Source organism: Arthrobacter sp. N1 (assembly GCF_048288285.1).
In the GTDB taxonomy this organism is placed as follows: domain Bacteria; phylum Actinomycetota; class Actinomycetes; order Actinomycetales; family Micrococcaceae; genus Arthrobacter_D.
Genome location: NZ_CP102608.1, coordinates 103,678 through 126,372 on the forward strand (window position 1 = coordinate 103,678; position 22,695 = coordinate 126,372).

Sequence of the window (22,695 nt, forward strand, 5' to 3'; positions counted from 1 at the left end):
CGTTGTGAGCACCCTTCGGTTCCGGTGGCTGGCCCTCGTGGGCCTGGTGGCCGGGCTTGCCGGCTGGCTGGTCAACTGGTTCGCCACCCGCAACGGGTACGGGACGCCGGCCCTCCCGCTGACGTCCCTCGTCACCACGGCGGCGATCATCGCCATCACCCTGGTCTTCGGGCGTCGCGTGCTCCGTTGGCGGAACGGCAGGCGGGACCGTCCCCTCGATCCCCTTCTCGCCCTGCGTACCCTGGTGCTCGCGCAGGCCTGCGCCTATGCGGGGGCCCTCAACCTCGGCTGGCACGCGGGCATCCTCGTGGACCAGGTGGCCCTGGCGTCCGTCCGCTCCACCAGCCTGCCGGTCTGGGGTTCTGTGGCGCTGATGGCGGGCGGGACCGTCATGATTATGGTGGGACTGGTCGTCGAGAACTTCTGCAGGCTGCCGCCCGACGACGACGGCACCGGGGCTCCGGGCCACACCGAGGGGGAATATGCGTAGGGAACCGATCGATCCGTCCGGTCTCGAGTGGACGAGGGTGTCCCCGAAGTACCTCAGGGTCCGCCTGCTCGGCTGGCTCATCGGGTCTCTCGTGTGGATCCTGCTCGCGTCCGTGCCGCTCGTGCTGCGCCTGACCGGTGTCTGGGACTCCTTCCCGCCCGTGTGGCTCGCCTGGGCCCTCCCGGCCGTGGTGCTGGTCAGCGCCGTCTGGCGCGGGATCCTCCTGCCCCGCCAGGTGCGGGCCATCGGGTACGCGGAGCGCGACGACGACCTCCTGGTCCGCCAGGGCGTGTTCTTCCAGCGCACCATGGTGGTTCCCTACGGCCGCATGCAGTACGTCGACGTCGCCGTCGGTCCGATCGAGCGTGCCTTCGGCATCTGCACGCTGAAGCTCCACACGGCGTCCCCCGCGACGAACGCCTTCATCCCCGGTCTGCCGACCGGGGAGGGCGCCCGGCTGCGCGAGCAGCTGTCCGCGCGGGGAGAAGCCAGGCTGGCCGGACTGTGACCGACGGAGAGGCCGTCGCACCGCAGTCGGCGGACGAGTGGCGCCGCGTCCATGTCATCTCCCCGCTCGTGCGCGGCTGGATCGCGCTCGTGGCCATCCTCTACTTCGCGGGCAGGGACTGGTTCGAGGGCCTCTTCGATGCCGACTCAAGGGGTCGGGGGCCGCTGCCCGAGGGGGTCGGCCTGCTGCTCGCGGGCGGCGTGGTGCTCGGCGTCGTCGTCGTCATCGCGGCCGTCTTCCTCGTGTCCTGGTACTTCACCCGCTACCAGGTGACCGCCGAGCACGTCCGGGTGCACTCCGGTGTCGTCTTCCGGCAACAGCGGCAGGCGCGGCTGGACCGGGTCCAGGCCATCGACATCGTGCAGCCGTTCCTCGCCAGGATCTTCGGGCTGGCCGAACTGAAGTTCGAGGTGGCGGACGCGGGGGAATCGGCCGTCCGGCTCGCCTTCCTCAAGCTCGACGACGCGAAGAAGCTCCGCGCCACGATCCTCGCCCGGGCAGCGGGGGTCGAGCCGGACCCCGACCACCCGGAGGAGGTCCCCGAGGCCCCCGAGCGGGAGGTGGTGGTGATCCCTCCCGGCCGCGTCGTCGGAGCCGCGCTGCTCTCCGGCACCACGGTCGCGCTCGTGGTGGCGGCGGCGGTCATCATCACCCTCGGCATCACCCTGGACACGCCGTTCATCGCCACCTCCTTCATCCCGCTGCTGATCGGCGTGGTGGGTGCGTACTGGTCCGCCCTGAGCACCGGCTACAACTTCCGTGCCGCCACGTCACCGGACGGCATCCGCATGCGCTACGGCCTGCTCGACACGCGCTCCCAGACGGTTCCCCCCGGTCGCGTGCAGGCCCTCGGGATCGTGCAGTCCCCGCTCTGGCGACTGAAGGGCTGGTACCGCGTCACGGTGAATGTCGCGGGCTACGGGGCGTCGGCGTCCAACGAAGGCCAGGCCCGGGCCACCCTCCTGCCCGTCGGCACGCGCGACGAGGTCCTGCAGATCCTCGCCCTGGTCCTCCCGGATCCCGGCACCCCGCGGCCCGTCGAGGTGTTCGGTGCCGGCATGACCGGGCGCGACGGCGGGGAGGGGTACGTCACGACGCCGCGCCGGGCGCGATGGCTGGCCCCGCTCGCGTGGCGGCGCAACGGGTTCACCGTGACCGGCACGGCGCTGCTGCTGCGCTCCGGTGTGCTGTGGCGCCAGCTCGTCGTGGTGCCGCACGAGCGGACCCAGTCGCTGTCGATCGACCAGGGGCCCGTGGACCGCCGCGTCCGGGTGGCGAACCTGCAGTTCCAGACGACACCGGGTCCTGTCAGCCCACGCGTCCTCCTCGCCGATGCCGATGCGGCCTGGGACCTGTTCCACGGTCAGTCGGTGCGGGCCGCCGAGGCACGACGCCGCAGCGGTCCGGAGCAGTGGATGAAGCCCGTCAGCCTGCCCGTGGCGCAGACCGTCGACGGGCCGGACCGCCACGTCGAGGTCCGTGCGACGACCGGGCCGGGCGTCCCGGACGCGGCACCGGGGGACTCCGGGCGGACCGCAGCCGTCCCTCTGCCCGGACAGCCCGTCGGCGTCCACGTCGCCGACGGGGATCGGCCGGTGGATGACGCAGCGACGCGGTCCGCGGTGGTGGACGGTGGCCCGTCGACGTCCGGTGGATCACCGGGTGGGCCGGTGGGCCCGTCCGGAGCCACCGATGGCGCGGTCGACCGGCCCGCTGCGCCGGAGCAGGCCGCCGTCATGCCCGAGGTTCCCCGGTACGAACCGGCGGCCCCGCAGGCGTCCCCGTCGCTCGAGGAGGCGCCCGATGGCCGGCGCTGATGCGTCCCGCCGCCCGGGCAGGCTCGGGGTCGGCATCGTCGGCGCCGGCAAGGTGGGTGCCGTCCTCGGTGCTGCACTGCGCTCGGCCGGTCACGCCGTCGTCGGGGTGTCCGCCGTGTCCGAAGCCAGCCGGGAACGCGCCGAGAACCTGCTGCCGGGCGTGCCCGTGCTGGAGGTGCCGGACATCATCGAGCGTGCGGAACTGGTGCTCCTGGCCGTGCCCGACGACGCCCTGGCCACGCTGGTCGAGGGCCTCGCGCAGCTCGGCGTGTGGCAGGCGGGGCAGCTGGTGGTGCACACCTCCGGCCGGTACGGCACCGCGGTGCTCGCCCCGGCACGTGCCGCCGGGGCCATCCCGCTCGCCCTCCACCCGGCCATGACCTTCACCGGGCTCAGCCTCGACCTCGGGCGCCTGCCGGACACCACGTTCGGCATCACGGCGCCGTCGGCCGTCCTTCCCATCGCCCAGGCGCTCGTCGTCGAGATGGGGGCTGAGCCGGTGGTCATCGAGGAGGAATCACGGGCGCTGTACCACGCGGCCCTCGCGCATGCCTCGAACCACCTCGTCACCATCGCCGCCCAGTCCGCACAGCTCCTGGCCGACCTCGGGGTGCAGCACCCCGACCGCATGCTCGGTCCGCTCATGAAGGCCTCGCTCGAGAACGCCCTCTCCGCGGGCGAGGGCGCGCTCACCGGTCCGGTGGCGCGCGGTGACGCGGGCACTGTCCGGATCCACCGGGCGGCCCTCGAGGCGCACGACGCCCCGGACACGCGCCAGGCCTACCTCGGTATGGCCCGCGCCACGGCACTGCGTGCCCTCGAACGCGGCGTCCTGACCCCGGCGCAGGGGGAATCGATCCTCGCCGCCCTCGCCGACGACCCCGGGACGGGCGATCCTCCGGGCCCGGGATCGGACACCGGCGATTGACCGGGCTGACCTGACGGCACCGATCCCGCTGCGCCCCCGTCCGATCGCCCCCACCTGATCCGACGCCGACCCGGATCCGACGGATCTGCCGGACCCGACGGATCCGATCAGTTCGACCAGAACCCAGCGCAACGCCGACGCAGCCTGCCGCACCGCCCGCGCTCCCACCCCCGGAAGGACCCTCCATGACCGTCGACAGCTCTGCCGGCGCCGACACCGTGCCGCTCCTCGTCTCGACTCCCGCAGACCTCCGAGCCGCCACGGCCGCCCTGCTGGAGCAGGTGCGCGCGCAGCGCCCGGCGGGGACACGGCCGTCGCTCGGCCTCGTGCCCACGATGGGCGGGCTGCACGCCGGACACGCGTCCCTCGCGCGCGCCGCGCGGGAGGCGAACGACGTCGTGGTCGCCTCCGTGTTCGTGAACCCCCTGCAGTTCGGCGACCCCGCCGATCTCGAGCGGTATCCCCGCACCCTGGACGACGACCTCCGCCTCCTCGGCGGGGTCGGCGTCGACATCGTCTTCGCCCCCTCGGTCGCGGACATGTACCCGGGCGGCGAACCGCTGGTACGGCTCAGTGCCGGACGCATGGGGGAGGTCCTCGAGGGTGCCTCCCGTCCCGGCCATTTCGACGGCATGCTGACCGTCGTGTCCAAGCTCCTGAACCTCGGCCTGCCGGGAACCGCGGCGGAGTACCGCGCGTACTTCGGCGAGAAGGACGCGCAGCAGCTGGCGATCATCCGCCGCATGGTGCTCGACCTGAACATCCCGGTCGCCATCGAGGGCGTCGCGATCGTGCGCGACGACGACGGCCTCGCCCTCTCGAGCCGCAACAGGTTCCTCGGTGCAGAGGAACGGCGGGCCGCGCTCGTGCTGTCGAGGGTCCTGCACGGCCTCGCCGAGGACGTCCGGAGCGGGCGCGCGCCGGACCTCGACGCCGCGCGCACCGCGGTGTCCGCCGAGCCCTGGGTGGACCTGGACTACCTCGAGGCCATCGATCCGGCGTCGTTCGCCCCCGTCGGGGAGGGCGCCCCGACCACTGCGCCCGTACTCGTCGTCGTCGCCGCCCGCGTCGGTGCCGTCCGCCTCATCGACAACATGCTCCTGCCCGCTGTGGGCTGACCCACACCGTCCGTCCCCGGCGCCCGTGCCCCGGCACGGAGCCGTAAACTTGTCTTCCGTGACCCACGACGACACCGCTCCCGCCGACGACCTCAACGAGCAGATGCGCTTCCGCCTGCAGAAGCGGGCCGCGCTGCTCGACGCCGGGATGGAGCCCTACCCCGTCAAGCCCGAGCGGACGCATTCGCTGACCGAGATCCGCGAGCGGTTCGCGGATCTCGAGACGGGCGAGTCCAGCGGGCAGGAGGTCGCCGTCGTCGGGCGCGTGGTCTTCATCAGGAACTCCGGCAAGCTGTGCTTCGCGACCCTGCAGGAGGGCAACGGCACGAGGCTCCAGCTCATGCTGAGCCTCGCCGAGATCGGCGACGACAGCCTCGCCCGGTGGAAGTCCCTCGTGGACCTCGGCGACCACGTGCAGGTGCACGGCGAGGTCATCAGCTCCCGGCGTGGTGAGCTCTCGGTCATGGCGAAGGCCTGGACCATGGCGTCCAAGGCGCTGCGCCCGCTCCCCACCCTGCACGCAGGACTCAACGAGGAGACGCGCGTCCGCCAGCGGTACGTCGACCTCATGGTGCGTGAGGAAGCGCGCAGCATGGTGCGCACCCGCGCGGCCATCACCCGAACCCTTCGCGACACCCTCCATGCCCACGACTACGTCGAGGTGGAGACGCCGATCCTGCAGCTCGTCCACGGAGGGGCGACCGCCCGGCCTTTCGAGACGCATCTCAATGCCTTCGACCAGAAGATGACGCTGCGGATCGCCCTCGAGCTGTACCTCAAGCGCGCCGTGGTGGGCGGGATCGACCGCGTCTACGAGATCGGCCGGATCTTCCGCAACGAGGGGGTCGACTCCACGCACAGCCCTGAGTTCACGATGCTCGAGTGCTACGAGGCCTACGCCGACCAGTTCGTCATGGCGGACCGCATGAAGGAGATGATCCTCGCGTGCGCCGACCTGCTGGGGTCCCGGACCCTCGAGACGTCGAAGGGGACGGTGGAGCTCGACGGCGAGTGGGCATGGCTCGGCGTCTACCCGGGCCTGTCCGCCGCGGTGGGCCAGGACGTCACCCCCGACACGGGGATCGAGGAGCTGCGGTCCGTCGCCGAGCGTCACGAGGTGTCGCTCGATCCTGCCTGGGGCGCCGAGAAGGTGGTGCTGGAGCTGTTCTCCGAGATCGTGGAGCCGACCCTGATCCAGCCCACCTTCGTCTACGACTACCCGCCCTCGGCGCAGCCCCTGGCGCGCCCGCACCGCGAGGACTCCCGGCTCATCGAGGCGTGGGACCTCATCATCGGCGGGATGGAGCGGGGTACGGCCTTCTCCGAGCTCATCGACCCGGTCGTCCAGCGCCGGCGCCTGACCGAGCAGTCGCGCCAGGCCGCCGCGGGCGACGACGAGGCCATGCAGCTCGACGAGGACTTCCTGCGCGCACTGGAGTACGGTGCACCGCCCATGGGAGGTATCGGTCTCGGTATCGACCGCCTCGTCATGCTTTTCACCGACGTCGGAATTCGCGAGTCGATCCTGTTCCCCATTCTCAAGCCCGAGGCCGGTCAGTAGCCGTGGAATATATCGCCGTCCTCCTACCGTCAGTCTGCTTGGCAGTTCTTTTCTACTTCGTGATCAAGGCCATATTCAATGTCGACCGCTCCGAGCGTGAGGCCATGGCCCGCGCGGAGGAAATCGCGGAGGAAATGCAGGACGCCGAGGACGCCCGGGTCGCGGAATCACGGGAGAAAAAGAATGACGACCAGGAAATCGACCCCCACGCGTAATCTCTTTCTTTGACCTCAATAGATGCGTGGCCCATACTCTTTCTCGGGGGCATCTCTATCGAGTAACCATTAGGAGACATTGTGGCGCAGAAGGTAAAGATCATCCTCATCGACGACATCGACGGCGGAGAAGCCGACGAGACGGTGCGCTTCGGTCTCGATGGCGTCCAGTACGAGATCGACCTCTCCGAGGCGCACGCGTCCGAACTCCGCGAGGCCCTCGCCGCCTACGTCGGGGCCGCCCGCCGCAGCAACCAGACGAAGCAGCGGTCGGGTTCCGCAAGCGCTCCGTCCGCCTCGCGGAACCAGGAAGCCGCGCAGATCCGCGAGTGGGCCAAGGAGAACGGGTACAGCGTCTCCTCCCGCGGTCGCGTGAACAGCGAGATCGTGGAGGCGTACCGCGCAGCTCAGCGCTGACCATCCCCTCCGGGCGTCGGAGCGGAAGCCCCTCCCGGCTTATCTCGCCTGTGGCGAACACGCGCCCAAAGCACACCCCGTGCCCGTAGCATCGAAATACGCGTTAGCTAGGAGTGTGTCTGATGTTCGAGAGATTTACAGATCGTGCCCGTCGAGTTGTTGTGCTGGCCCAAGAAGAGGCCCGCATGCTCAACCACAATTACATCGGCACCGAGCACATCCTGCTTGGCCTGATCCACGAGGGTGAGGGTGTTGCCGCCAAGGCCCTCGAGTCACTCAGCATCTCCCTCGGTGCCGTACGGGAACAGGTGCAGGAGATCATCGGCCAGGGCCAGCAGGCCCCGTCCGGTCACATCCCCTTCACCCCCCGGGCCAAGAAGGTGCTAGAGCTCTCCCTCCGGGAGGCCCTTCAGCTCGGCCACAACTACATCGGCACCGAGCACATCCTGCTCGGTCTCATCCGCGAGGGTGAGGGCGTCGCCGCGCAGGTCCTCGTCAAGCTCGGGGCCGATCTCAACCGCGTCCGCCAGCAGGTCATCCAGCTGCTCTCGGGCTACCAGGGCAAGGAGCCGGCAGCTGCCGGCGGCCCCCAGCAGGAGGGCACCCCGGCGGGTTCGGTGGTGCTGGACCAGTTCGGGCGCAACCTGACCCAGGCTGCTCGGGAGTCCAAGCTCGATCCCGTGATCGGGCGCGAGCAGGAGATGGAACGCGTCATGCAGGTCCTCTCCCGCCGCACCAAGAACAACCCGGTGCTCATCGGCGAGCCCGGCGTCGGCAAGACCGCCGTCGTCGAGGGTCTCGCTCAGGCGATCGTGCGCGGGGACGTCCCGGAGACCATCAAGGACAAGCAGCTGTACACCCTGGACCTCGGGTCCCTGGTCGCCGGCTCACGCTACCGCGGTGACTTCGAGGAGCGACTGAAGAAGGTCCTCAAGGAGATCCGCACGCGCGGCGACATCATCCTGTTCATCGACGAGATCCACACGCTCGTCGGCGCGGGTGCCGCCGAGGGTGCCATCGATGCCGCGTCGATCCTGAAGCCCATGCTCGCGCGTGGCGAACTCCAGACGATCGGCGCCACCACGCTGGACGAGTACCGCAAGCACATCGAAAAGGATGCAGCGCTGGAGCGCCGCTTCCAGCCGATCCAGGTCGCCGAGCCCTCCGTGGCCCACGCGATCGAGATCCTCAAGGGCCTGCGGGACCGCTACGAGGCGCACCACCGCGTCTCGATCACCGACGGTGCGCTGACGAGTGCTGCGACGCTCGCCGAGCGCTACATCTCCGACCGGTTCCTGCCGGACAAGGCGATCGACCTCATCGACGAGGCGGGCGCGCGGCTGCGCATCCGTCGGATGACGGCCCCGCCGGAGCTCAAGGAGATCGACGAGCGCATCGCGGACGTCAAGCGCGAGAAGGAGTCGGCCATCGACTCCCAGGACTTCGAGGGTGCCGCCGCACTGCGCGACAAGGAGCAGAAGCTCCATGACGAGCGGAGCGACAAGGAGCGCCGCTGGAAGTCCGGCGGACTGGACGACATCGCCGAGGTGGACGAGGAGCTCATCGCCGAGGTGCTGGCCAACTCCACGGGAATCCCCGTGTTCAAGCTGACCGAGGCCGAGTCCTCGCGACTGCTCAACATGGAGGCCGAGCTGCACAAGCGGGTCATCGGGCAGAACGAGGCCATCAAGGCCATCTCCCAGGCCATCCGCCGCACGCGCGCCGGCCTCAAGGACCCGAAGCGTCCGGGCGGCTCCTTCATCTTCGCCGGCCCCACGGGTGTCGGTAAGACGGAGCTGGCCAAGGCTCTTGCCGAGTTCCTGTTCGGTGAGGAGGACGCCCTCATCACCCTGGACATGTCCGAGTACTCGGAGAAGCACACCGTCTCGCGGCTCTTCGGTGCCCCTCCCGGGTACGTGGGCTACGAGGAGGGCGGCCAGCTGACCGAGAAGGTCCGCCGCAAGCCGTTCTCCGTGGTGCTCTTCGACGAGGTGGAGAAGGCCCACGCCGACCTCTTCAACTCGCTCCTCCAGATCCTGGAGGACGGTCGCCTGACCGACAGTCAGGGCCGCATGGTGGACTTCAAGAACACGGTGATCATCATGACCACCAACCTCGGGACCCGGGACATCTCGAAGGGCGTCATGACGGGCTTCCAGTCCGGCTCCGACACCACGACGAGCTACAACCGGATGAAGGCCAAGGTGCAGGAGGAGCTCAAGCAGCACTTCCGGCCCGAGTTCCTCAACCGTGTCGACGACACCGTGGTGTTCCCGCAGCTCACGCAGGACGAGATCGTCGAGATCGTGGACCTGTTCCTCGAGCGTCTGAGTGGCCGCATGGCCGACAAGGGCATGACGATCGAGCTCACGCCTGCGGCGAAGGTGCTCCTCGCGACCCGCGGTTACGATCCCGCGATGGGTGCCAGGCCGCTGCGCCGCACCATCCAGCGCGAGATCGAGGACCAGCTGTCCGAGAAGATCCTCTTCGGGGAGATCAAGTCGGGCGAGCGCGTGGCCGTCGACGTCGAGGGCGAGGGTGTGGACGCGATCTTCACCTTCACCCCCCACGGTGCACCCAAGGAGATCGAGGACTCACCGGCTGCGCTCGAGGCGAGCGTCCCGGAGTAGGCGAGGTCCCTGCCAGCACGACGACGGAGCCCGTCCCGGATCACCGGGGCGGGCTCCGTCGTTTCCTGCCGAGTCGATCGGTGCCCGCGGCAACGGAATTCATCCCTGAGTGAACTCCCTGTGACGACGCACACACCGGTGGTAGAGATGAGGCATGACCACGCCCTTCTCCTCCCTCGAGGATTTCGTCGCCCTGCCGCGCCTCAGCGGACTCGTGCTCAACAGGGAGGGCACGCGACTCGTCACGTCCGTCGCCACCCTCGATCCGAAGAAGACCGCCTACCAGAGCGCGCTCTGGGAGATCGACCCCTCGGGCGCACAGCCCGCGCGTCGGCTGACCCGCAGTTCCGCCGGGGAGTCCGGTGCGGCGTTCCTCGCCGGCGGCGACCTCCTCTTCACCTCCGCCCGCCCCGATCCCGAGGATGCCGACGGCGAGAAGCGTCCGTCGCTCTGGCGGCTGCCCGCGACCGGAGGCGAGGCATTGCTCCTCGTGACGCGTGAGGGTGGGGTGTCCGGCGTGCTGACCGCCGCCGAGGCCGACGTCGTCGTCCTGACGGCCGACGCGCTCGCCGGTTCGACCGGCGAGGAGGACGACGCCGAGCGGCGGAAGGCGCGGAAGGACTCCGGCGTCGCAGCCATCCTGCACGCGGGCTACCCGGTGCGTTACTGGGACGCGGACCTCGGCCCCGACGAGCCGCGATACCTCGAGGTGACCGATGTCGACGGCGACGGGCGACCGACCCTCGACGACATCCTTCCCTCCGCGCGGGGCGGGCTGCGGAACGCCCATGCCGTGCTCAGCCCGGACGGACGCGTGCTGTTCAGTTCGCTGACCGTGCCCGAGGAGCTCGGCTCGCAGCGCTCGGTCCTCGTGCGCGTGGACCTGGCCACCAGGGAACTCAGCGTCCTGCTCGACGATCGGGAGAACGACTACACTCCCGGCCCGGTCAGCCCCGACGGCAGATATCTCGCCGTCACACGTGACCGCCGGACCACGGCCGAGCTGGCGCCGCAGTCGAGCCTCCTGCTGTTCCCGCTCGACGGGGGAGAGCCCCGGCAGCTGGCGGCGGACTGGGACCGTTGGCCGTCGCCGGAGGCCTGGCTGCCGGACGGCTCGTCGCTCGTGGCCACGGCGGACGACGACGGCGGGGCACCCGTCGTCGTCATCGACGTGGCGACCGGTGCGGTGCGGCGGGTGACGGAGGACACTGCTGCCTACTCCGACGTCCAGGTCTCCCCGGACGGCAGGACGGCCTACGCCGTCCGCAGTTCCTACCTCTTCCCGGCAGAAGTGGTGCGCATCGACCTCGCCACGGGGGCCACCGACCGTCTGCAGAACCCTGCCGAACGTCCGGAGCTGCCCGGCACGCTCGAGCGGGTGGCGTCGGTCGGTGAGGACGGGCAGGCCGTGAAGTCCTGGCTCGTGCTCCCGGAAGGGGCGTCCGCGGATGCCCCCGTGCCGGCGCTCCTGTGGATTCACGGCGGCCCGATCGGCTCGTGGAACGCCTGGACCTGGCGCTGGTCCCCCTGGGTCATGGCAGCCCGCGGCTACGCGGTCCTGCTGCCGGATCCCGCGCTCTCCACCGGGTACGGCCAGCACATGGTCGACCGCGGCTGGGGTTCCTGGGGCGCAGCTCCCTACACCGACCTGATGGCCGCAACGGACGACCTCGTGGCCCGCGACGACATCGACGGGACGCGCGTCGCAGCGATGGGCGGGAGCTTCGGCGGGTACATGGCGAACTGGGTCGCGGGACACACGGACCGCTTCGCGGCGATCGTCACGCACGCGAGTCTCTGGGCGCTGGACCAGTTCGGCGGCACCACGGATGCAGCGTACTACTGGGCGCGTGAGATGACCCCGGAGGCGATGCTCGAGAACTCCCCCCACGCGCACGTCGGGAACATCGATACACCCATGCTGGTCATCCACGGGGACAAGGACTACCGCGTGCCGATCGGCGAGGGACTGCGCCTCTGGTACGACCTCCTGTCCGCCTCGAAGCTCCCTGCGGACGGGCACGGCGTCACGCCCCACCGGTTCCTCTACTTCCCGGACGAGAACCACTGGATCCTGAAGCCGCAGCACGCGAAGATCTGGTACTCGGTGGTGGAGGCGTTCCTGGCCTCGAACGTCCTCGGGGAGGAGCGGGAACTGCCCCGCGAACTCGGCCTGTAGGCGGGCCGCAGTCGTGGGCGATCGCTAGAGTGGGCAGGATGAGCCCGACCTTCAGCCTCCGCCGCGCCCGCACATCGGACGTCCCCGCTATCAAGGCCCTCGTCGAGCCGCTCGCCGAGGAGCGCATCCTGATGGCGAAGGAGACCGTGGCCTACTACGAGGGCCTCCCCGAGTTCCGCATCGCCGAGTCCGACGACGGCGAGGTGCTGGGCTGCGGCGCGCTGCACATCATGTGGGAGGACCTCGCGGAGGTGCGTACCCTGGCGACGGCCCCCGCCGCCCGCGGACGTGGTGTGGGGCATGCCCTCGTCGAGGAGTTGCTGGAGGAGGCACGAGGGTTCGGGGTCAGCCGCGTCTTCTGCCTGACCTTCGAGGTCGACTTCTTCCGCCGGCACGGCTTCGAGGTGATGGCGGACCAGTCGGCCGTCGATCCGCGGATCTACTCCGAGCTGCTCCGCTCGCACGACGAGGGGGTCGCCGAGTTCCTCGATCTCGCCCGGGTGAAGCCGAACACGCTCGGGAACACCCGCATGATCAGGCAGCTCTGACCTGCTTCGTCCCTGGGGCTGGCATCAGCGGCGCCACGACGATAAGGTAAGACTACTTAGCATTCCCTCCGGGGGATGCCGGGACGCCACCGGAACCGGTGGCTGCACACCGACTGAAGGAGGTCCGCATCATGGGACTGGATGACAAGATCGGGAACAAGGGCCAGGACTTGGGCGGCAAGCTCAAGGAAGGTCTCGGAAAGGCGACCGGCGACAAGGACACTGAAGCCGAGGGCCACAAGGACCAGGCGAGTTCGAGCCTGAAGGACGCCGGCGAGAACGTCAAGGACGCGTTCAAGCGCGACTGATCGAACCGGGGCTCATCCTTCATCGGGTGGCCTGAGAACCGGAGGGAGGGGCCTGATCCAGGGCCCCTCCCTCCGGCGTCGGGCGTCGATTGCACGGAGCGGCCGGGCTATAGGCAGGCCGGGGAACGGGCGGTAACGTGTCACCCATGGCCGGGGTGGTCCACGTGAGGCGGGCTGCAGGCTGTCATCCGTCCGTTCGCAGGCTAGGAGCCGCCGTCGTGAAGAAGCTCATCAATGACCCCAGAGCCGTGGTCAACGAGTCGGTCGAGGGATTCGGTATCGCCCACGCCGACCTCGTGACCGTCCATCCGGAGCCGCTGTTCATCACCCGCAAGGATGCGCCCGTCCAGGGGAAGGTCGGCCTCGTCTCCGGTGGTGGAAGCGGACACGAGCCGCTGCATGCAGGGTTCGTGGGCCGCGGGATGCTCGATGCCGCGGTGCCGGGGGCGGTCTTCACCTCGCCGACCCCCGACCAGATCATCCCCGCCACCGCGGCCGTCGACGGCGGCGCCGGGGTGCTGCACATCGTCAAGAACTACACCGGGGACGTCCTCAACTTCGAGACCGCGGCCGAGATGGCGGAGGCGGACGGCATCTCCGTCCGCTCGGTCCTCGTGAACGACGACGTCGCCGTCGAGGACTCGCTCTACACGGCCGGGCGCCGCGGCGTGGGCGGTACCGTCCTCGTGGAGCGCATCGCGGGAGCAGCGGCGGAGCGGGGCGACGACCTCGACGCCGTGACGGCGATCGCGCAGCGCGTGATCGACGGCGTGCGCTCCATGGGCGTGGCCCTCGCGGCCTGCACCGTACCCCATGCGGGCGTGCCCAGCTTCGAGCTCGCAGAGGACGAGATCGAGATCGGCATCGGCATCCACGGCGAGCCGGGCCGGCACCGCATCGCCATGGAGGACGCAGACGGCATCACGCAGCGTCTGCTCGACTCCATCGTCGCGGATCTGTCCCTGACCTCGGGCGACCGCACCATCGTCATGGTCAACGGGATGGGCGGGACACCCGCGAGCGAGCTGTACATCGTGTTCCGCAAGGTGGCGCAACTCCTCGGGGACCTGGGCGTGAGCATCGACCGTTCGCTGGTGGGCAACTACATCACGGCCCTCGAGATGCAGGGCGCCTCCCTCACGATCCTCCGCGCCGACGACGAGATGCTCGACCTGTGGGACGCACCGGTGCATACTGCCGCGCTGCGCTGGGGAGCATGAGCGTGGCCGACGCCACCGGACCACTCGACGCCGCCTGGGCCGTCCGATGGATGCGCGGCACGGCGCAGGTCGTCGCCGAGAACCGAGCCCTCCTGATCGACCTCGACCGCGCCATCGGTGATGCCGACCACGGCGAGAACCTCGACCGGGGATTCGGCGCCGTGGTGCTCAAGCTCGACGGCGACGCACCGGAGACACCCGCCGCCGTCCTCAAGCTCGTGGCGATGACGCTCATGTCCACCGTCGGAGGAGCGGCCGGCCCGCTGTACGGGACGGCGTTCATCCGCGCGGCGACGTCGCTGGGTGACACCGGCACCGTCGATCCGACAGGAGTGGCCGGGATGATCGCGGCCGCTCGGGACGGCATCGTCGCGCGCGGGAAGGCGGAGGTGGGGGACAAGACCATGGTCGATGCGTGGACGCCGGCGTCCGAAGCGGCGGAGACGGCGGCGCAGGCCGGAGCCACGGCCCCCGAGGTGCTCGCCGCCGCGGCCAACGCCGCGCACGCCGGCGCCGTGGCCACGGAACCGCTGATCGCCCGGAAGGGCAGGGCCAGCTACCTCGGCGAGCGGAGCGCGGGCCACCAGGATCCGGGGGCGGTCTCGACGGCCCTCATCCTGCGGGCCGCCGCCGAGGCAGCCGGTGGAGAGGTCGCGTGAGCGTCGGGCTGGTCATCGTCTCGCACAGCCGGAAGATCGCCGAGGGCGTCGTCGAACTCGCGGCGCAGATGGCTCCCGACGTCGTCCTCGTCGCCGCCGGGGGAGCGGACGACGGCGAAGGACGGTCCCGGATCGGCACGAGCTTCGAGCGTGTGCAGGAGGGGATCGACAAGGCCTCGGGCGGTGACGGGGTCGTGATCCTGACGGACCTGGGTTCCGCGGTGATGACCGCAGAGATGGTGCTCGAGTTCCTGGAGCCTGAGGCCCGTGACGGGGTGCGGCTGGCGGAGGCGGCCCTCGTGGAGGGTGCCGTCGCCGCCGCGGTCCAGGCGCAGGGTGGCTCGTCCCTCGACGAGGTGCTGCGGGCGGCCGAGAACGCCGTCGTCTCCATCCGACCCGAGGAGCTCGAACCCTTCGTCTCGCACGCTGCAGCGGCGCCGGGCCGGGAGGAAGCCCGGCCGGAGGGGCCGGGAGCCGCCGGGTCCGCGGCGGGCCCGGTGGCCGCCGGGTCCTTCGTCCTGCCGAACCAGATGGGACTGCACGCCCGGCCGGCTGCGACACTCGCCACCGGTCTGCTCGAGCTCGACGCGGAGGTGACGGTGAACGGCGTCGACGGCACGTCCGTCATGCTGCTCATGAGCCTCGGGCTCGGCCAGGGACGGACGGTCGACGTCGAGGCCTCGGGGCCGGACGCGCAGGCCGCCGTCGACTTCGTGGCGCAGGCGGTGGAGTCCGGCTTCGGCGAACCGTCCTGATCGGAGGTAGCGCGGAGACCGGTCGGTACCGGGCTGCCGGTGGTGTGTCCGGGCTGGTCCAGGAGGCCGGTCGTTACCGGTGCAGCCGGTGGTGCCGTGTCCGGCCGCCTCGCGCGCCCGATCGGCGGATCATCCGGGCAGGCGGACGAGCCCCCCGGACTCCTCCACCAGCCCGTCGGCGAGGAGGCCGGTGAGGGCGCGCTCGAGCTGCTCCGACGGAGCTTGCAGGCCGTACAGCGCGGCCAGGGGACCGGGCGTCGGCGCCACGGTCGACGAGCCTCCCCGCAGCAGGTCCACCGGCGCGTCCAGGAGAACCGAGCGCGGCACGTCGCCCTCGGCGTGCCGGAGGACGGCGACGATCGCACCGCGGACCTGGCGGTCGGTTCCCGCCCAGGCCTGTCCTTTCGGGACGTAGTCCGGTGCCGGGCGTCCTGCCGCCACCCAGGCGCAGGCGTCCAGGACGGGGCACGCGACACAGCGCGGAGCCCGCGCCGTGCAGACGACCGCCCCCAGTTCCATGACGGCCGCATTCCACGCGACCGACGATCGCGCGTCCCCGGGCATGAGGGCCACCGCCCGCTTCATCTCTGCTGCTGTGAGTGCGGGGGCCGGGAGGGCCTTTCCACCGACGAGGCGGGCGTGGACGCGCCGGATGTTCGTGTCCACCACCGTCTCGCGCCGTCCGAAGGCGAAAGCCGCCACGGCGGCGGCGGTGTAGGCGCCGACCCCGGGAAGAGCCAGTAGTTCGTCGTGCGTCGTCGGGACCCCGCCGTCGTGATCGGCGACCATGGCGGACGCGGCTGCATGCAGCCGCAGCGCGCGGCGCGGGTAGCCGAGCCGGCCCCAGTGGCGCACGGCCGCGCCGGATGGTTCGGCTGCCAGGTCGGCAGGGGCAGGCCACCGCTGGAGCCAGTCGTGCCACACCGGGAGGACGCGGACCACGGGCGTCTGCTGCAGCATGACCTCGCTCACGAAGATGCCCCAGGGGGTGCAGGCGGGATCGCGCCACGGCAGGTCGCGGGCCTCGTCCGAGAACCACTCGGTGACCCGCGCGTGGAGCGCGCCGAGGCTCGGGGGCGTGCTCTGTGCATCGCCGGCAGCGGTGGGGGGTGCCGCGGCGCTTCCGCTGCCCGGATTCATCGTGGTGCTCCTCGAGGTCATCGTCGTGGATACTCTATCCACCGGCGTGGTGCCCCCTGGAATCGGCGCCCGCCTCCCTAGCCTTGACGGATGGCACATACGGACGATCAGGGCAGTGCGCGGCGGGGCGGTCGTCGGGCGAGCCCGGCCGTGTACCGGCGGCGGCGGCTGGCCGTCCTGATCCTGGCCGTCCTCGTGGTCGCCGTGCTCGCGATCGGCGGCATGGCACTTGCCGGGACGCTGGGACGCACGGACGACGCGGCCGCAGGAGCATCGACGAGCCCGGAGGCGCCGACCGCCGCAGCCGGGACGCCCGGGGCGGCGACTCCCGCGCCCAGCGCTGCGGCTCCCTCCGCCCCACCCACAGCAGTGCCGACCGCGACGCCGACCCCCACTCCCTCGGCAGACCCGACCGCCGCGTCTCCGGAACCGACGCCGTCGGACGCGTGTGACGCCGCGCGGGTCGTGGTGTCTGCTGAGACGGACCGGGAATCCTACGGCTCCGGCGAGAGTCCCGTCCTCGCTCTGGTGGTGCGCAACGAGGGGGAGGAACCGTGCACCGTCAACGTCGGAACGTCGCAGATGGCCTTCGAGATCACCTCCGGTGGCGAGCGGATCTTCTCGTCCACGGACTGCCAGCAGGGCTCCCAGGATCTCGAGCGCACCATCGCGCCGGGCGGCGAGGAGCGGGCGACCTTCGAGTGGACGAGGAACCGGACGGTCCCTGGGTGCACCGTCGTGGACGAGGAGCCGGGTGCGGGCGACTACACCCTGATCACGCGGCTCGGCGCCAGGAGCAGTCAGTCCGTGGAGTTCACCCTGCAGTAGGGCCGTCGTCCCACCGCCCGTCCGCGCGGCGGACGATCAGCCGGGAGGGCTGGTGGGTGGCGCGATCTCCTACATGAACCGGTCGAGGAGACTCGTCTCGGCGATGCGGGAGAGTCCCTCGCGCACGGTCCGTGCACGCTGCTCGCCGATGCCGTCGACCGCCATGAGATCCTCGATGTTCGCGGCCATGAGGTTCTGCAGACCGTCGAAATGGTCCACGAGGCGGTTAGCGACTGCCGGCGGGACCGCCTTGATGCCCGAGAGCAGCCGATACCCCTTCGGCTGGATCACCGCTTCGAGCGAGTCGACGGACGGGTTGAAGCCGAGCACGCTCGCGATCGTCCCGAGGTCGATCAGGTCCGTCGAGCTGAATCCCTGGAGGGTCGCCACGCGCTCGTCGAGCGGCGCGGTGCTGTTGCCGAGGTCCATGTAGTCGCGCAGCACCATCTCGCTGCCCGGTCCCAGCCCCGTGGTCAGCTCCTCGACCTGCAACGAGAGCAGCCGGCCGTCGACGCCGAGTTCCAGGACGTACTGCGAGATCTCCTCCGAGATCCTCCGGACCATCTCCTGGCGCTGGAGGGTGACCGCGACGTCGCGCACCGTGACCATGGCCTCGATCTCCAGGGCCGAGAGCGAGTTGGTCACCTGGTCGAGGCGTGCACGGTACCGCTCGAGCGTGGCCAGGGCCTGGTTCGCGCGGGCGAGCACCGGCTCGGAGCCCTCGAGGACATGGCGGAGGCCGTCGATGTAGAGGGCGATGATCTGCATCGACTGGCTCACGCTGATGACGGGCAGCCCGGTCTGCTTCGCCACCCGCTCCGCCGTGCGGTGGCGTGTGCCGGACTCCTGCGTCTCGATGGTGTGGTCCGGGACGAGCTGGACCGCGGCCCGGAGGATACGGCTTGCGTCCTTGTCGCACACGATCGCCCCGTCCATCTTCGCGAGTTCCCGCAGGCGGGTGGGCGAGAACTCGATACCGATGTCGAATCCGCCCGAGCAGATCGAATCCACCGTGCGGTCGAAACCGAGGACGATCAGTGCTCCTGTCCGCCCCCGCAGGATTCGCTCAAGACCGTCGCGGAGATGCGTCCCGGGGGCTACTCTGGCGAGGGTGGCTTTCAGCGAGTCCTCCGGACTGCGAACCATGGGCCTATCCTTTCGCCGCCGCGCTGTCGATAGCCCGGCGCGGACGGGCTACGCCGTCGAACCTCCGACGGCGGGCAGGGCCCGCGGGTGTGCCCGCGCAGCCGAGAGTAATACTACTGGCGCGCGCGAAACCCGCGGTACGGCCTGCCGTCGCAGATCGGTAACACTGCTGTGCCGCCCGCTGGGCCGCCGGCCTCAGAACAGCAGGGCGAGCGCTTCCGCAAGCGTGGAGACCTCACGGACCGAGAAACCCTTCGGCACCGGACCCGTGCCTCCCGGCGAGGCAGGAACGATGGCGTGGGTGAAGCCGAGGCGCTCCGCTTCCTGGATCCGCCGCCCGATGCCGGGGACGGGACGGACCTCGCCCGCGAGTCCCACCTCACCGAAGGCGATGAGCCGCGCCGGGAGGGGGTGATCCGTCTTCGCGGAGGCGATGGCGAGGGCTACCGCGAGATCCGTGGCCGGTTCGGTCAGGCGTACACCGCCCACCGTCGCCACGTAGCTGTCGTCCTTGTGCAGGCTCACCGAGGCGCGGCTCTGGAGGACGGCGAGCAGCATCGCGACGCGTGAGCTGTCGAGGCCGCTCGTGGCGCGCCGCGGCTGGGAGTTGGGGGATTCGGCGAGCAGCGCCTGCACCTCCGCCAGCAGCGGGCGCCGTCCCTCGAGGGTCACGGTGATGCAGGTGCCGGACACCGGGTCCTTCGTCCGCGAGACGAACAGTCCACTGGGATCGGCGAGCCCCTCGATGCCCCCGTCGGTCAGGTCGAAGCACCCCACCTCGTCCGTGGGGCCGTACCTGTTCTTCACCGCGCGCAGGAGGCGCAGGCGGGAGTGGCGTTCGCCCTCGAACTGGCAGACGACATCGACGAGGTGCTCCAGCAGGCGGGGGCCGGCGATCGACCCGTCCTTCGTGACGTGGCCGACCAGCAGGGTCGTCATCCCGCGGGACTTGGCGGCGCCGATGAGGGAGGCGGCCACCTCGCGGACCTGGGTCACGCCGCCCGCGCTGCCGTCCACGGCCGCACTGCTGAGGGTCTGCACGGAGTCGACGACGAGCAGCGCGGGATCGAGCTTCTCCACCTGGCCGAGTGCCTGGCCGAGGTCCGTCTCGGCGCTGAGATAGAGGGAGTCCGCGACCGCGTCGATGCGATCGGCGCGGAGCTTGACCTGGGCGGCGGACTCCTCCCCGGTGACGTAGAGGACGTCCTTGCCGAGGCGGGCCACCCGAGCGGCGACGTCGAGCAGGAGGGTGGACTTCCCCACGCCCGGCTCCCCGGCGAGCAGGATCACCGCGCCCGGGACGAGGCCGCCGCCGAGCACACGGTCCAGCTCGTCGATCTTCGTCGGCTGGAATCCGGAGAGCGTGGCGTCGACGTCCGCGATGCGGCGGGCAGGCGTGGTCACAGCGGCCGCCGCCGTCGTGCGCGCGACCACCTGCCCGGTCTCCTCGACGGTGCCCCAGGCCTGGCACTCGCCGCAGCGGCCCACCCACTTCGCCGTGGTCCAGCCGCACTCAGCACAGCGGAAGTTCGGGGTGTTGCCGCGACCCGTACGCGCGGCGGTGGAGGTCTTGGTGGCCATGGAACGAGGCTACCTGCGGTCACCGACACCGAGGGTCGTCCGTGGCCGGACGTGGTCAGAGGCGAGGCAGGTAGTCCGCGGCATCCTCGTGCGAGAGCCCGGTCGCCTCGAGCAGGTCGACGACGAGGGGCCGCAGGAGCAGGACCAGTCCCTCGCCCTCGAGCCGCTGGATGCCGAGCGTCTCCGGGTGCAGATCCGTCGCGACGGCGGCGAGTTCGTCGCGGGCCTGGCGCTGGTTGAGGCGGCGTTCTGCGGAGTCGCGTGCCGAGAGGGACCGGCTGAGGACGTCGACGGCGTCGGCCGTGTCCGCCAGTGCCTGGCCCAGGCTCTCGATCGCGTCGTCGGTGAGGGCCGCGTGGTTGATGGCCGAGGTGAGGCGGCGGGCGAAGACCCGACTGTTGCGGATCGCGAGGTCGATCGACCCGACCGAGCTCCGCAGCGAGCCGAGCTCGTCCCGGTGGCGCCGGTAGGCGGGTGAGATCCGCGCGACCTCCTGCGCTGCCCGCACGCTCCCGGTGAGGCCGTCGAGCTGCGACTGGCAGTTCCGTGCGCGCACGAGTGCGTGCCAGGCGAGGGTGGAGTCGCTCTGCCGCAGCGCCGAGGCGCTCTCGCGCAGGACGCCGGACAGCTCCTCCAGCAGACCGCGGACGTTCGTCTTCGGCTCCCCCCGCGGATCGCGCGGCAGGAGCATGGTCACCACGAGCGCGAACAGGCCACCGACGACGGCGTCCACGCTCCGCGTGAACGGGCCGCCCTCCGGTGCCGGGAGCAGCACGACCAGGAGGGACTGCAGCCCGAGCTGCGTGGTGAAGATGGTGCCGCTGTCGAGGAACCGGGCCAGCAGGATCGAGATGAAGAGGACGACGGCGGCCTGCCAGATGCCGTTGCCGAAGAACGTGAGCAGGAGGTCGCCCACCGAGATGCCGAGCGTGCACCCGATCGCCACTTCGAGCACCCGCCGGATCCGGGGGTCCCGCGAGAAGCCCAGCGAGATCATGGACGAGGTCGCCGCGAACAGCGGACCGTTGTGGCCGAGGACCTCCTCGGCGAAGGCGTAGGCGCCCACCGCGCACACCGTCATCTGCAGGGCGGTGACGATCGAGTTCGAGCTGCGCCTGAAGCCGGTCCGCGAGCGCTTGCGCAGGAAGGCGAGGGCCCTGGTGATTCCCTGGCGCGGCGGCATAGGCCCAGTGTAGGAGGTCGGGCCGCAGGAGACCTCCGCCCCATGCGCCGGGGCGGATCGGCCCTACCGGCCAATGGACCGGCGCTGTTCACCTTCCGTTAAGGTCGCTCGGCCAGTCTCTTCACCTGCAGTGCCTAGCTTCGGACGGTACGAGAACACGTACAGGTCGACCGAGTGCCACTCGCGCACCGATGAACACATCCCTGGAAGGGGTAAAGATCTAGTGAAGGCTCTTCGCTTTGGCCGCGCTGCGGCAGTAATCTCCGTGGCCGCGCTGGCGCTGACCGCATGCGGTTCCGACAACGCCACCGGTGACACCCCCGCAGCCGAGGGGGCCGCCCCGTCCGCCACCGGCGTCGCCGTGTCAGGAACCCTCACCGGGATCGGCGCCTCCTCGCAGAACTCGGCGATGGAGGCCTGGAAGGCCGGCTTCGAGGCCATGAACCAGGACGCCATGGTCCAGTACTCGCCGGACGGATCAGGGGCCGGACGCAAGGCCTTCCTCAGCGGGGGAGCGCAGTTCGCCGGTTCGGATGCCTACCTCAAGGACGACGAGATGACCCAGGCCATGGAGGTCTGTGGTCCCGATGGTGCGCTCAACATCCCCGCGTACATCTCCCCGATCGCGATCGCCTTCAACCTCGGTGACGTCACCGAGCTGAACCTCGACGCCCCCACCATCGCCAAGATCTTCACGAAGGCGATCACCACCTGGAACGATCCGGCGATCGCCGACCAGAACGAGGGGGTCGAGCTGCCCGACACCCCCATCACCGTCGTGCACCGCTCGGACGAGTCGGGCACCACCGAGAACTTCGTCGACTACCTGTCGGCTGCCGCACCCGAGGTGTGGACGTACGAGGTGGACGGCGCCTGGCCCGCCGACCTGCAGTCCGAGAATGCCAAGGGAACCTCCGGTGTCGTCCAGACGGTCACCTCGACCGACGGCGCCATCACCTATGCCGATGCCTCAGCGGTCGGCGACCTGGGCAAGGCCAAGGTCAAGGTCGGCGAGGAGTACACCGAGATCAGCTCGGACGCGGCCGCGAAGGCCGTCGAGGTCGCCACGCCGGTCGAGGGCCGGCCCGAGCTGGACATGTCGCTCGAGTTGGAGCGCGACACCACCGAATCCGGTGCCTACCCCGTCGTCCTCGTCAGCTACCACGTCTACTGCACCACCTACGACAGCCAGGAGACCGTCGACCTCGTGAAGGCCTTCGGCTCCTATGTCATCAGCGAGGACGGGCAGGCCGAGGCCGAGGCCTCGGCCGGGAACGCCCCCCTCTCGGCCACACTGAGTGAGAAAGCCCAGATGGCGATCGACTCCATCAAGGTCGCTTCCTAGCGGAGGCCCGTCCGGTCCCGTCTGGTCTAATGGAGACCGGACGGGACCATCCGCCGTTTACGGCCGGGATCAGCAGTGCCCTTCCCTCCCCGCCCGGCGCCGGAAGCCGTCACCACACC

Annotated in this window: 21 protein-coding genes; 17 read left to right on the top strand and 4 right to left on the bottom strand. The window is 70.5% G+C overall.

What is annotated here, in order from left to right; all coding sequences use genetic code 11:
- Positions 1–4 precede the first annotated feature (4 nt).
- The 15 genes from NVV32_RS00500 to dhaM all read left to right on the top strand — a co-directional run bounded on the left by NVV32_RS00500 (position 5) and on the right by dhaM (position 15,353).
- Entirely contained in the window at positions 5–490 is a 486-nt protein-coding gene (locus NVV32_RS00500; protein WP_055765929.1) for a DUF3180 domain-containing protein, read from the top strand.
- Positions 483–998 (top strand): PH domain-containing protein, encoded by a 516-nt coding sequence (locus tag NVV32_RS00505; RefSeq protein WP_422390990.1) that lies wholly within the window; start codon positions 483–485, stop codon positions 996–998. The genes NVV32_RS00500 and NVV32_RS00505 overlap by 8 nt, the downstream gene beginning before the upstream one ends.
- Positions 995–2,815: a PH domain-containing protein gene (locus NVV32_RS00510; protein WP_422390991.1), complete on the top strand. Its 1,821-nt coding sequence runs from the start codon at positions 995–997 to the stop codon at positions 2,813–2,815. Before NVV32_RS00505 ends, NVV32_RS00510 begins: the two co-directional genes overlap by 4 nt.
- Positions 2,802–3,743, top strand: coding sequence for a Rossmann-like and DUF2520 domain-containing protein (locus NVV32_RS00515; RefSeq protein ID WP_055765920.1), 942 nt, complete (start codon positions 2,802–2,804; stop codon positions 3,741–3,743). The genes NVV32_RS00510 and NVV32_RS00515 overlap by 14 nt, the downstream gene beginning before the upstream one ends.
- Positions 3,744–3,928: 185 nt before the next feature.
- Positions 3,929–4,861: a pantoate--beta-alanine ligase gene (gene panC / locus NVV32_RS00520; protein ID WP_422390992.1), complete on the top strand. Its 933-nt coding sequence runs from the start codon at positions 3,929–3,931 to the stop codon at positions 4,859–4,861.
- 103 nt (positions 4,862–4,964) lie between these two features.
- Positions 4,965–6,422 (top strand): lysine--tRNA ligase, encoded by a 1,458-nt coding sequence (lysS, locus tag NVV32_RS00525; protein WP_422392072.1) that lies wholly within the window; start codon positions 4,965–4,967, stop codon positions 6,420–6,422.
- Between the two features lie 2 nt (positions 6,423–6,424).
- Positions 6,425–6,637 (top strand): hypothetical protein, encoded by a 213-nt coding sequence (locus tag NVV32_RS00530; protein WP_055765913.1) that lies wholly within the window; start codon positions 6,425–6,427, stop codon positions 6,635–6,637.
- A gap of 81 nt (positions 6,638–6,718) precedes the next feature.
- Positions 6,719–7,054, top strand: coding sequence for a histone-like nucleoid-structuring protein Lsr2 (locus NVV32_RS00535; protein WP_422390993.1), 336 nt, complete (start codon positions 6,719–6,721; stop codon positions 7,052–7,054).
- Between the two features lie 122 nt (positions 7,055–7,176).
- A complete protein-coding gene (locus tag NVV32_RS00540; protein WP_055765906.1) occupies positions 7,177–9,684 on the top strand; it encodes an ATP-dependent Clp protease ATP-binding subunit in 2,508 nt (835 codons plus the stop codon).
- A 154-nt stretch (positions 9,685–9,838) separates the two neighbouring features.
- The gene (locus NVV32_RS00545; protein ID WP_422390994.1) at positions 9,839–11,863 is read left to right on the top strand and encodes a S9 family peptidase; all 2,025 of its coding nucleotides are present in this window, start codon (positions 9,839–9,841) and stop codon (positions 11,861–11,863) included.
- A gap of 38 nt (positions 11,864–11,901) precedes the next feature.
- Positions 11,902–12,411, top strand: a complete 510-nt coding sequence (locus tag NVV32_RS00550) for an amino-acid N-acetyltransferase (protein ID WP_055765902.1) — start codon at positions 11,902–11,904, stop codon at positions 12,409–12,411.
- A gap of 131 nt (positions 12,412–12,542) precedes the next feature.
- The gene (locus NVV32_RS00555; RefSeq protein ID WP_082471157.1) at positions 12,543–12,719 is read left to right on the top strand and encodes a CsbD family protein; all 177 of its coding nucleotides are present in this window, start codon (positions 12,543–12,545) and stop codon (positions 12,717–12,719) included.
- A 218-nt stretch (positions 12,720–12,937) separates the two neighbouring features.
- Positions 12,938–13,939, top strand: coding sequence for a dihydroxyacetone kinase subunit DhaK (gene dhaK, locus NVV32_RS00560; protein WP_422390995.1), 1,002 nt, complete (start codon positions 12,938–12,940; stop codon positions 13,937–13,939).
- The gene (gene dhaL, locus NVV32_RS00565) at positions 13,936–14,598 is read left to right on the top strand and encodes a dihydroxyacetone kinase subunit DhaL (RefSeq protein ID WP_422390996.1); all 663 of its coding nucleotides are present in this window, start codon (positions 13,936–13,938) and stop codon (positions 14,596–14,598) included. Before dhaK ends, dhaL begins: the two co-directional genes overlap by 4 nt.
- Positions 14,595–15,353: a dihydroxyacetone kinase phosphoryl donor subunit DhaM gene (dhaM, locus tag NVV32_RS00570; protein WP_422390997.1), complete on the top strand. Its 759-nt coding sequence runs from the start codon at positions 14,595–14,597 to the stop codon at positions 15,351–15,353. The genes dhaL and dhaM overlap by 4 nt, the downstream gene beginning before the upstream one ends.
- Positions 15,354–15,482: 129 nt before the next feature.
- Here dhaM and NVV32_RS00575 read toward each other — a convergent pair whose 3' ends face one another.
- Entirely contained in the window at positions 15,483–16,514 is a 1,032-nt protein-coding gene (locus tag NVV32_RS00575) for an A/G-specific adenine glycosylase (protein WP_422390998.1), read from the bottom strand.
- Positions 16,515–16,583: 69 nt separating this feature from the next.
- On the opposite strand from NVV32_RS00575, the gene NVV32_RS00580 reads away from it, so the two are divergent.
- Positions 16,584–17,321 carry a hypothetical protein gene (locus NVV32_RS00580; RefSeq protein ID WP_422390999.1) on the top strand — a complete coding sequence of 246 codons (738 nt, stop codon included), beginning with the start codon at positions 16,584–16,586 and terminating at the stop codon, positions 17,319–17,321.
- Between the two features lie 69 nt (positions 17,322–17,390).
- Here NVV32_RS00580 and disA read toward each other — a convergent pair whose 3' ends face one another.
- From disA to NVV32_RS00595, 3 genes are all read right to left on the bottom strand, one after another.
- Positions 17,391–18,467 (bottom strand): DNA integrity scanning diadenylate cyclase DisA, encoded by a 1,077-nt coding sequence (gene disA, locus NVV32_RS00585; protein WP_055765885.1) that lies wholly within the window; start codon positions 18,465–18,467, stop codon positions 17,391–17,393.
- A gap of 195 nt (positions 18,468–18,662) precedes the next feature.
- Entirely contained in the window at positions 18,663–20,048 is a 1,386-nt protein-coding gene (gene radA / locus NVV32_RS00590; protein ID WP_422391000.1) for a DNA repair protein RadA, read from the bottom strand.
- Positions 20,049–20,103: 55 nt separating this feature from the next.
- Positions 20,104–21,231, bottom strand: a complete 1,128-nt coding sequence (locus tag NVV32_RS00595) for an FUSC family protein (protein WP_422391001.1) — start codon at positions 21,229–21,231, stop codon at positions 20,104–20,106.
- Positions 21,232–21,454: 223 nt separating this feature from the next.
- Between NVV32_RS00595 and NVV32_RS00600 the strand changes: the two genes are divergently transcribed.
- Positions 21,455–22,576 carry a substrate-binding domain-containing protein gene (locus NVV32_RS00600; RefSeq protein WP_422391002.1) on the top strand — a complete coding sequence of 374 codons (1,122 nt, stop codon included), beginning with the start codon at positions 21,455–21,457 and terminating at the stop codon, positions 22,574–22,576.
- Positions 22,577–22,695: the final 119 nt, after the last annotated feature.

Bases quoted from the DNA above. Each gene is read 5' to 3' on its own strand.
- NVV32_RS00515 (WP_055765920.1), top strand. From the start codon at position 2,802: ATGGCCGGCGCTGATGCGTCCCGCCGCCCGGGCAGGCTCGGGGTCGGC.
- NVV32_RS00580 (WP_422390999.1), top strand. From the start codon at position 16,584: ATGGCACATACGGACGATCAGGGCAGTGCGCGGCGGGGCGGTCGTCGG.
- NVV32_RS00540 (WP_055765906.1), top strand. From the start codon at position 7,177: ATGTTCGAGAGATTTACAGATCGTGCCCGTCGAGTTGTTGTGCTGGCC.
- NVV32_RS00555 (WP_082471157.1), top strand. From the start codon at position 12,543: ATGGGACTGGATGACAAGATCGGGAACAAGGGCCAGGACTTGGGCGGC.
- NVV32_RS00545 (WP_422390994.1), top strand. From the start codon at position 9,839: ATGACCACGCCCTTCTCCTCCCTCGAGGATTTCGTCGCCCTGCCGCGC.
- NVV32_RS00575 (WP_422390998.1), bottom strand. From the start codon at position 16,514: ATGACCTCGAGGAGCACCACGATGAATCCGGGCAGCGGAAGCGCCGCG.
- disA (WP_055765885.1), bottom strand. From the start codon at position 18,467: ATGGTTCGCAGTCCGGAGGACTCGCTGAAAGCCACCCTCGCCAGAGTA.
- lysS (WP_422392072.1), top strand. From the start codon at position 4,965: ATGCGCTTCCGCCTGCAGAAGCGGGCCGCGCTGCTCGACGCCGGGATG.
- dhaL (WP_422390996.1), top strand. From the start codon at position 13,936: ATGAGCGTGGCCGACGCCACCGGACCACTCGACGCCGCCTGGGCCGTC.
- NVV32_RS00505 (WP_422390990.1), top strand. From the start codon at position 483: ATGCGTAGGGAACCGATCGATCCGTCCGGTCTCGAGTGGACGAGGGTG.
- panC (WP_422390992.1), top strand. From the start codon at position 3,929: ATGACCGTCGACAGCTCTGCCGGCGCCGACACCGTGCCGCTCCTCGTC.
- radA (WP_422391000.1), bottom strand. From the start codon at position 20,048: ATGGCCACCAAGACCTCCACCGCCGCGCGTACGGGTCGCGGCAACACC.
- NVV32_RS00595 (WP_422391001.1), bottom strand. From the start codon at position 21,231: ATGCCGCCGCGCCAGGGAATCACCAGGGCCCTCGCCTTCCTGCGCAAG.
- NVV32_RS00550 (WP_055765902.1), top strand. From the start codon at position 11,902: ATGAGCCCGACCTTCAGCCTCCGCCGCGCCCGCACATCGGACGTCCCC.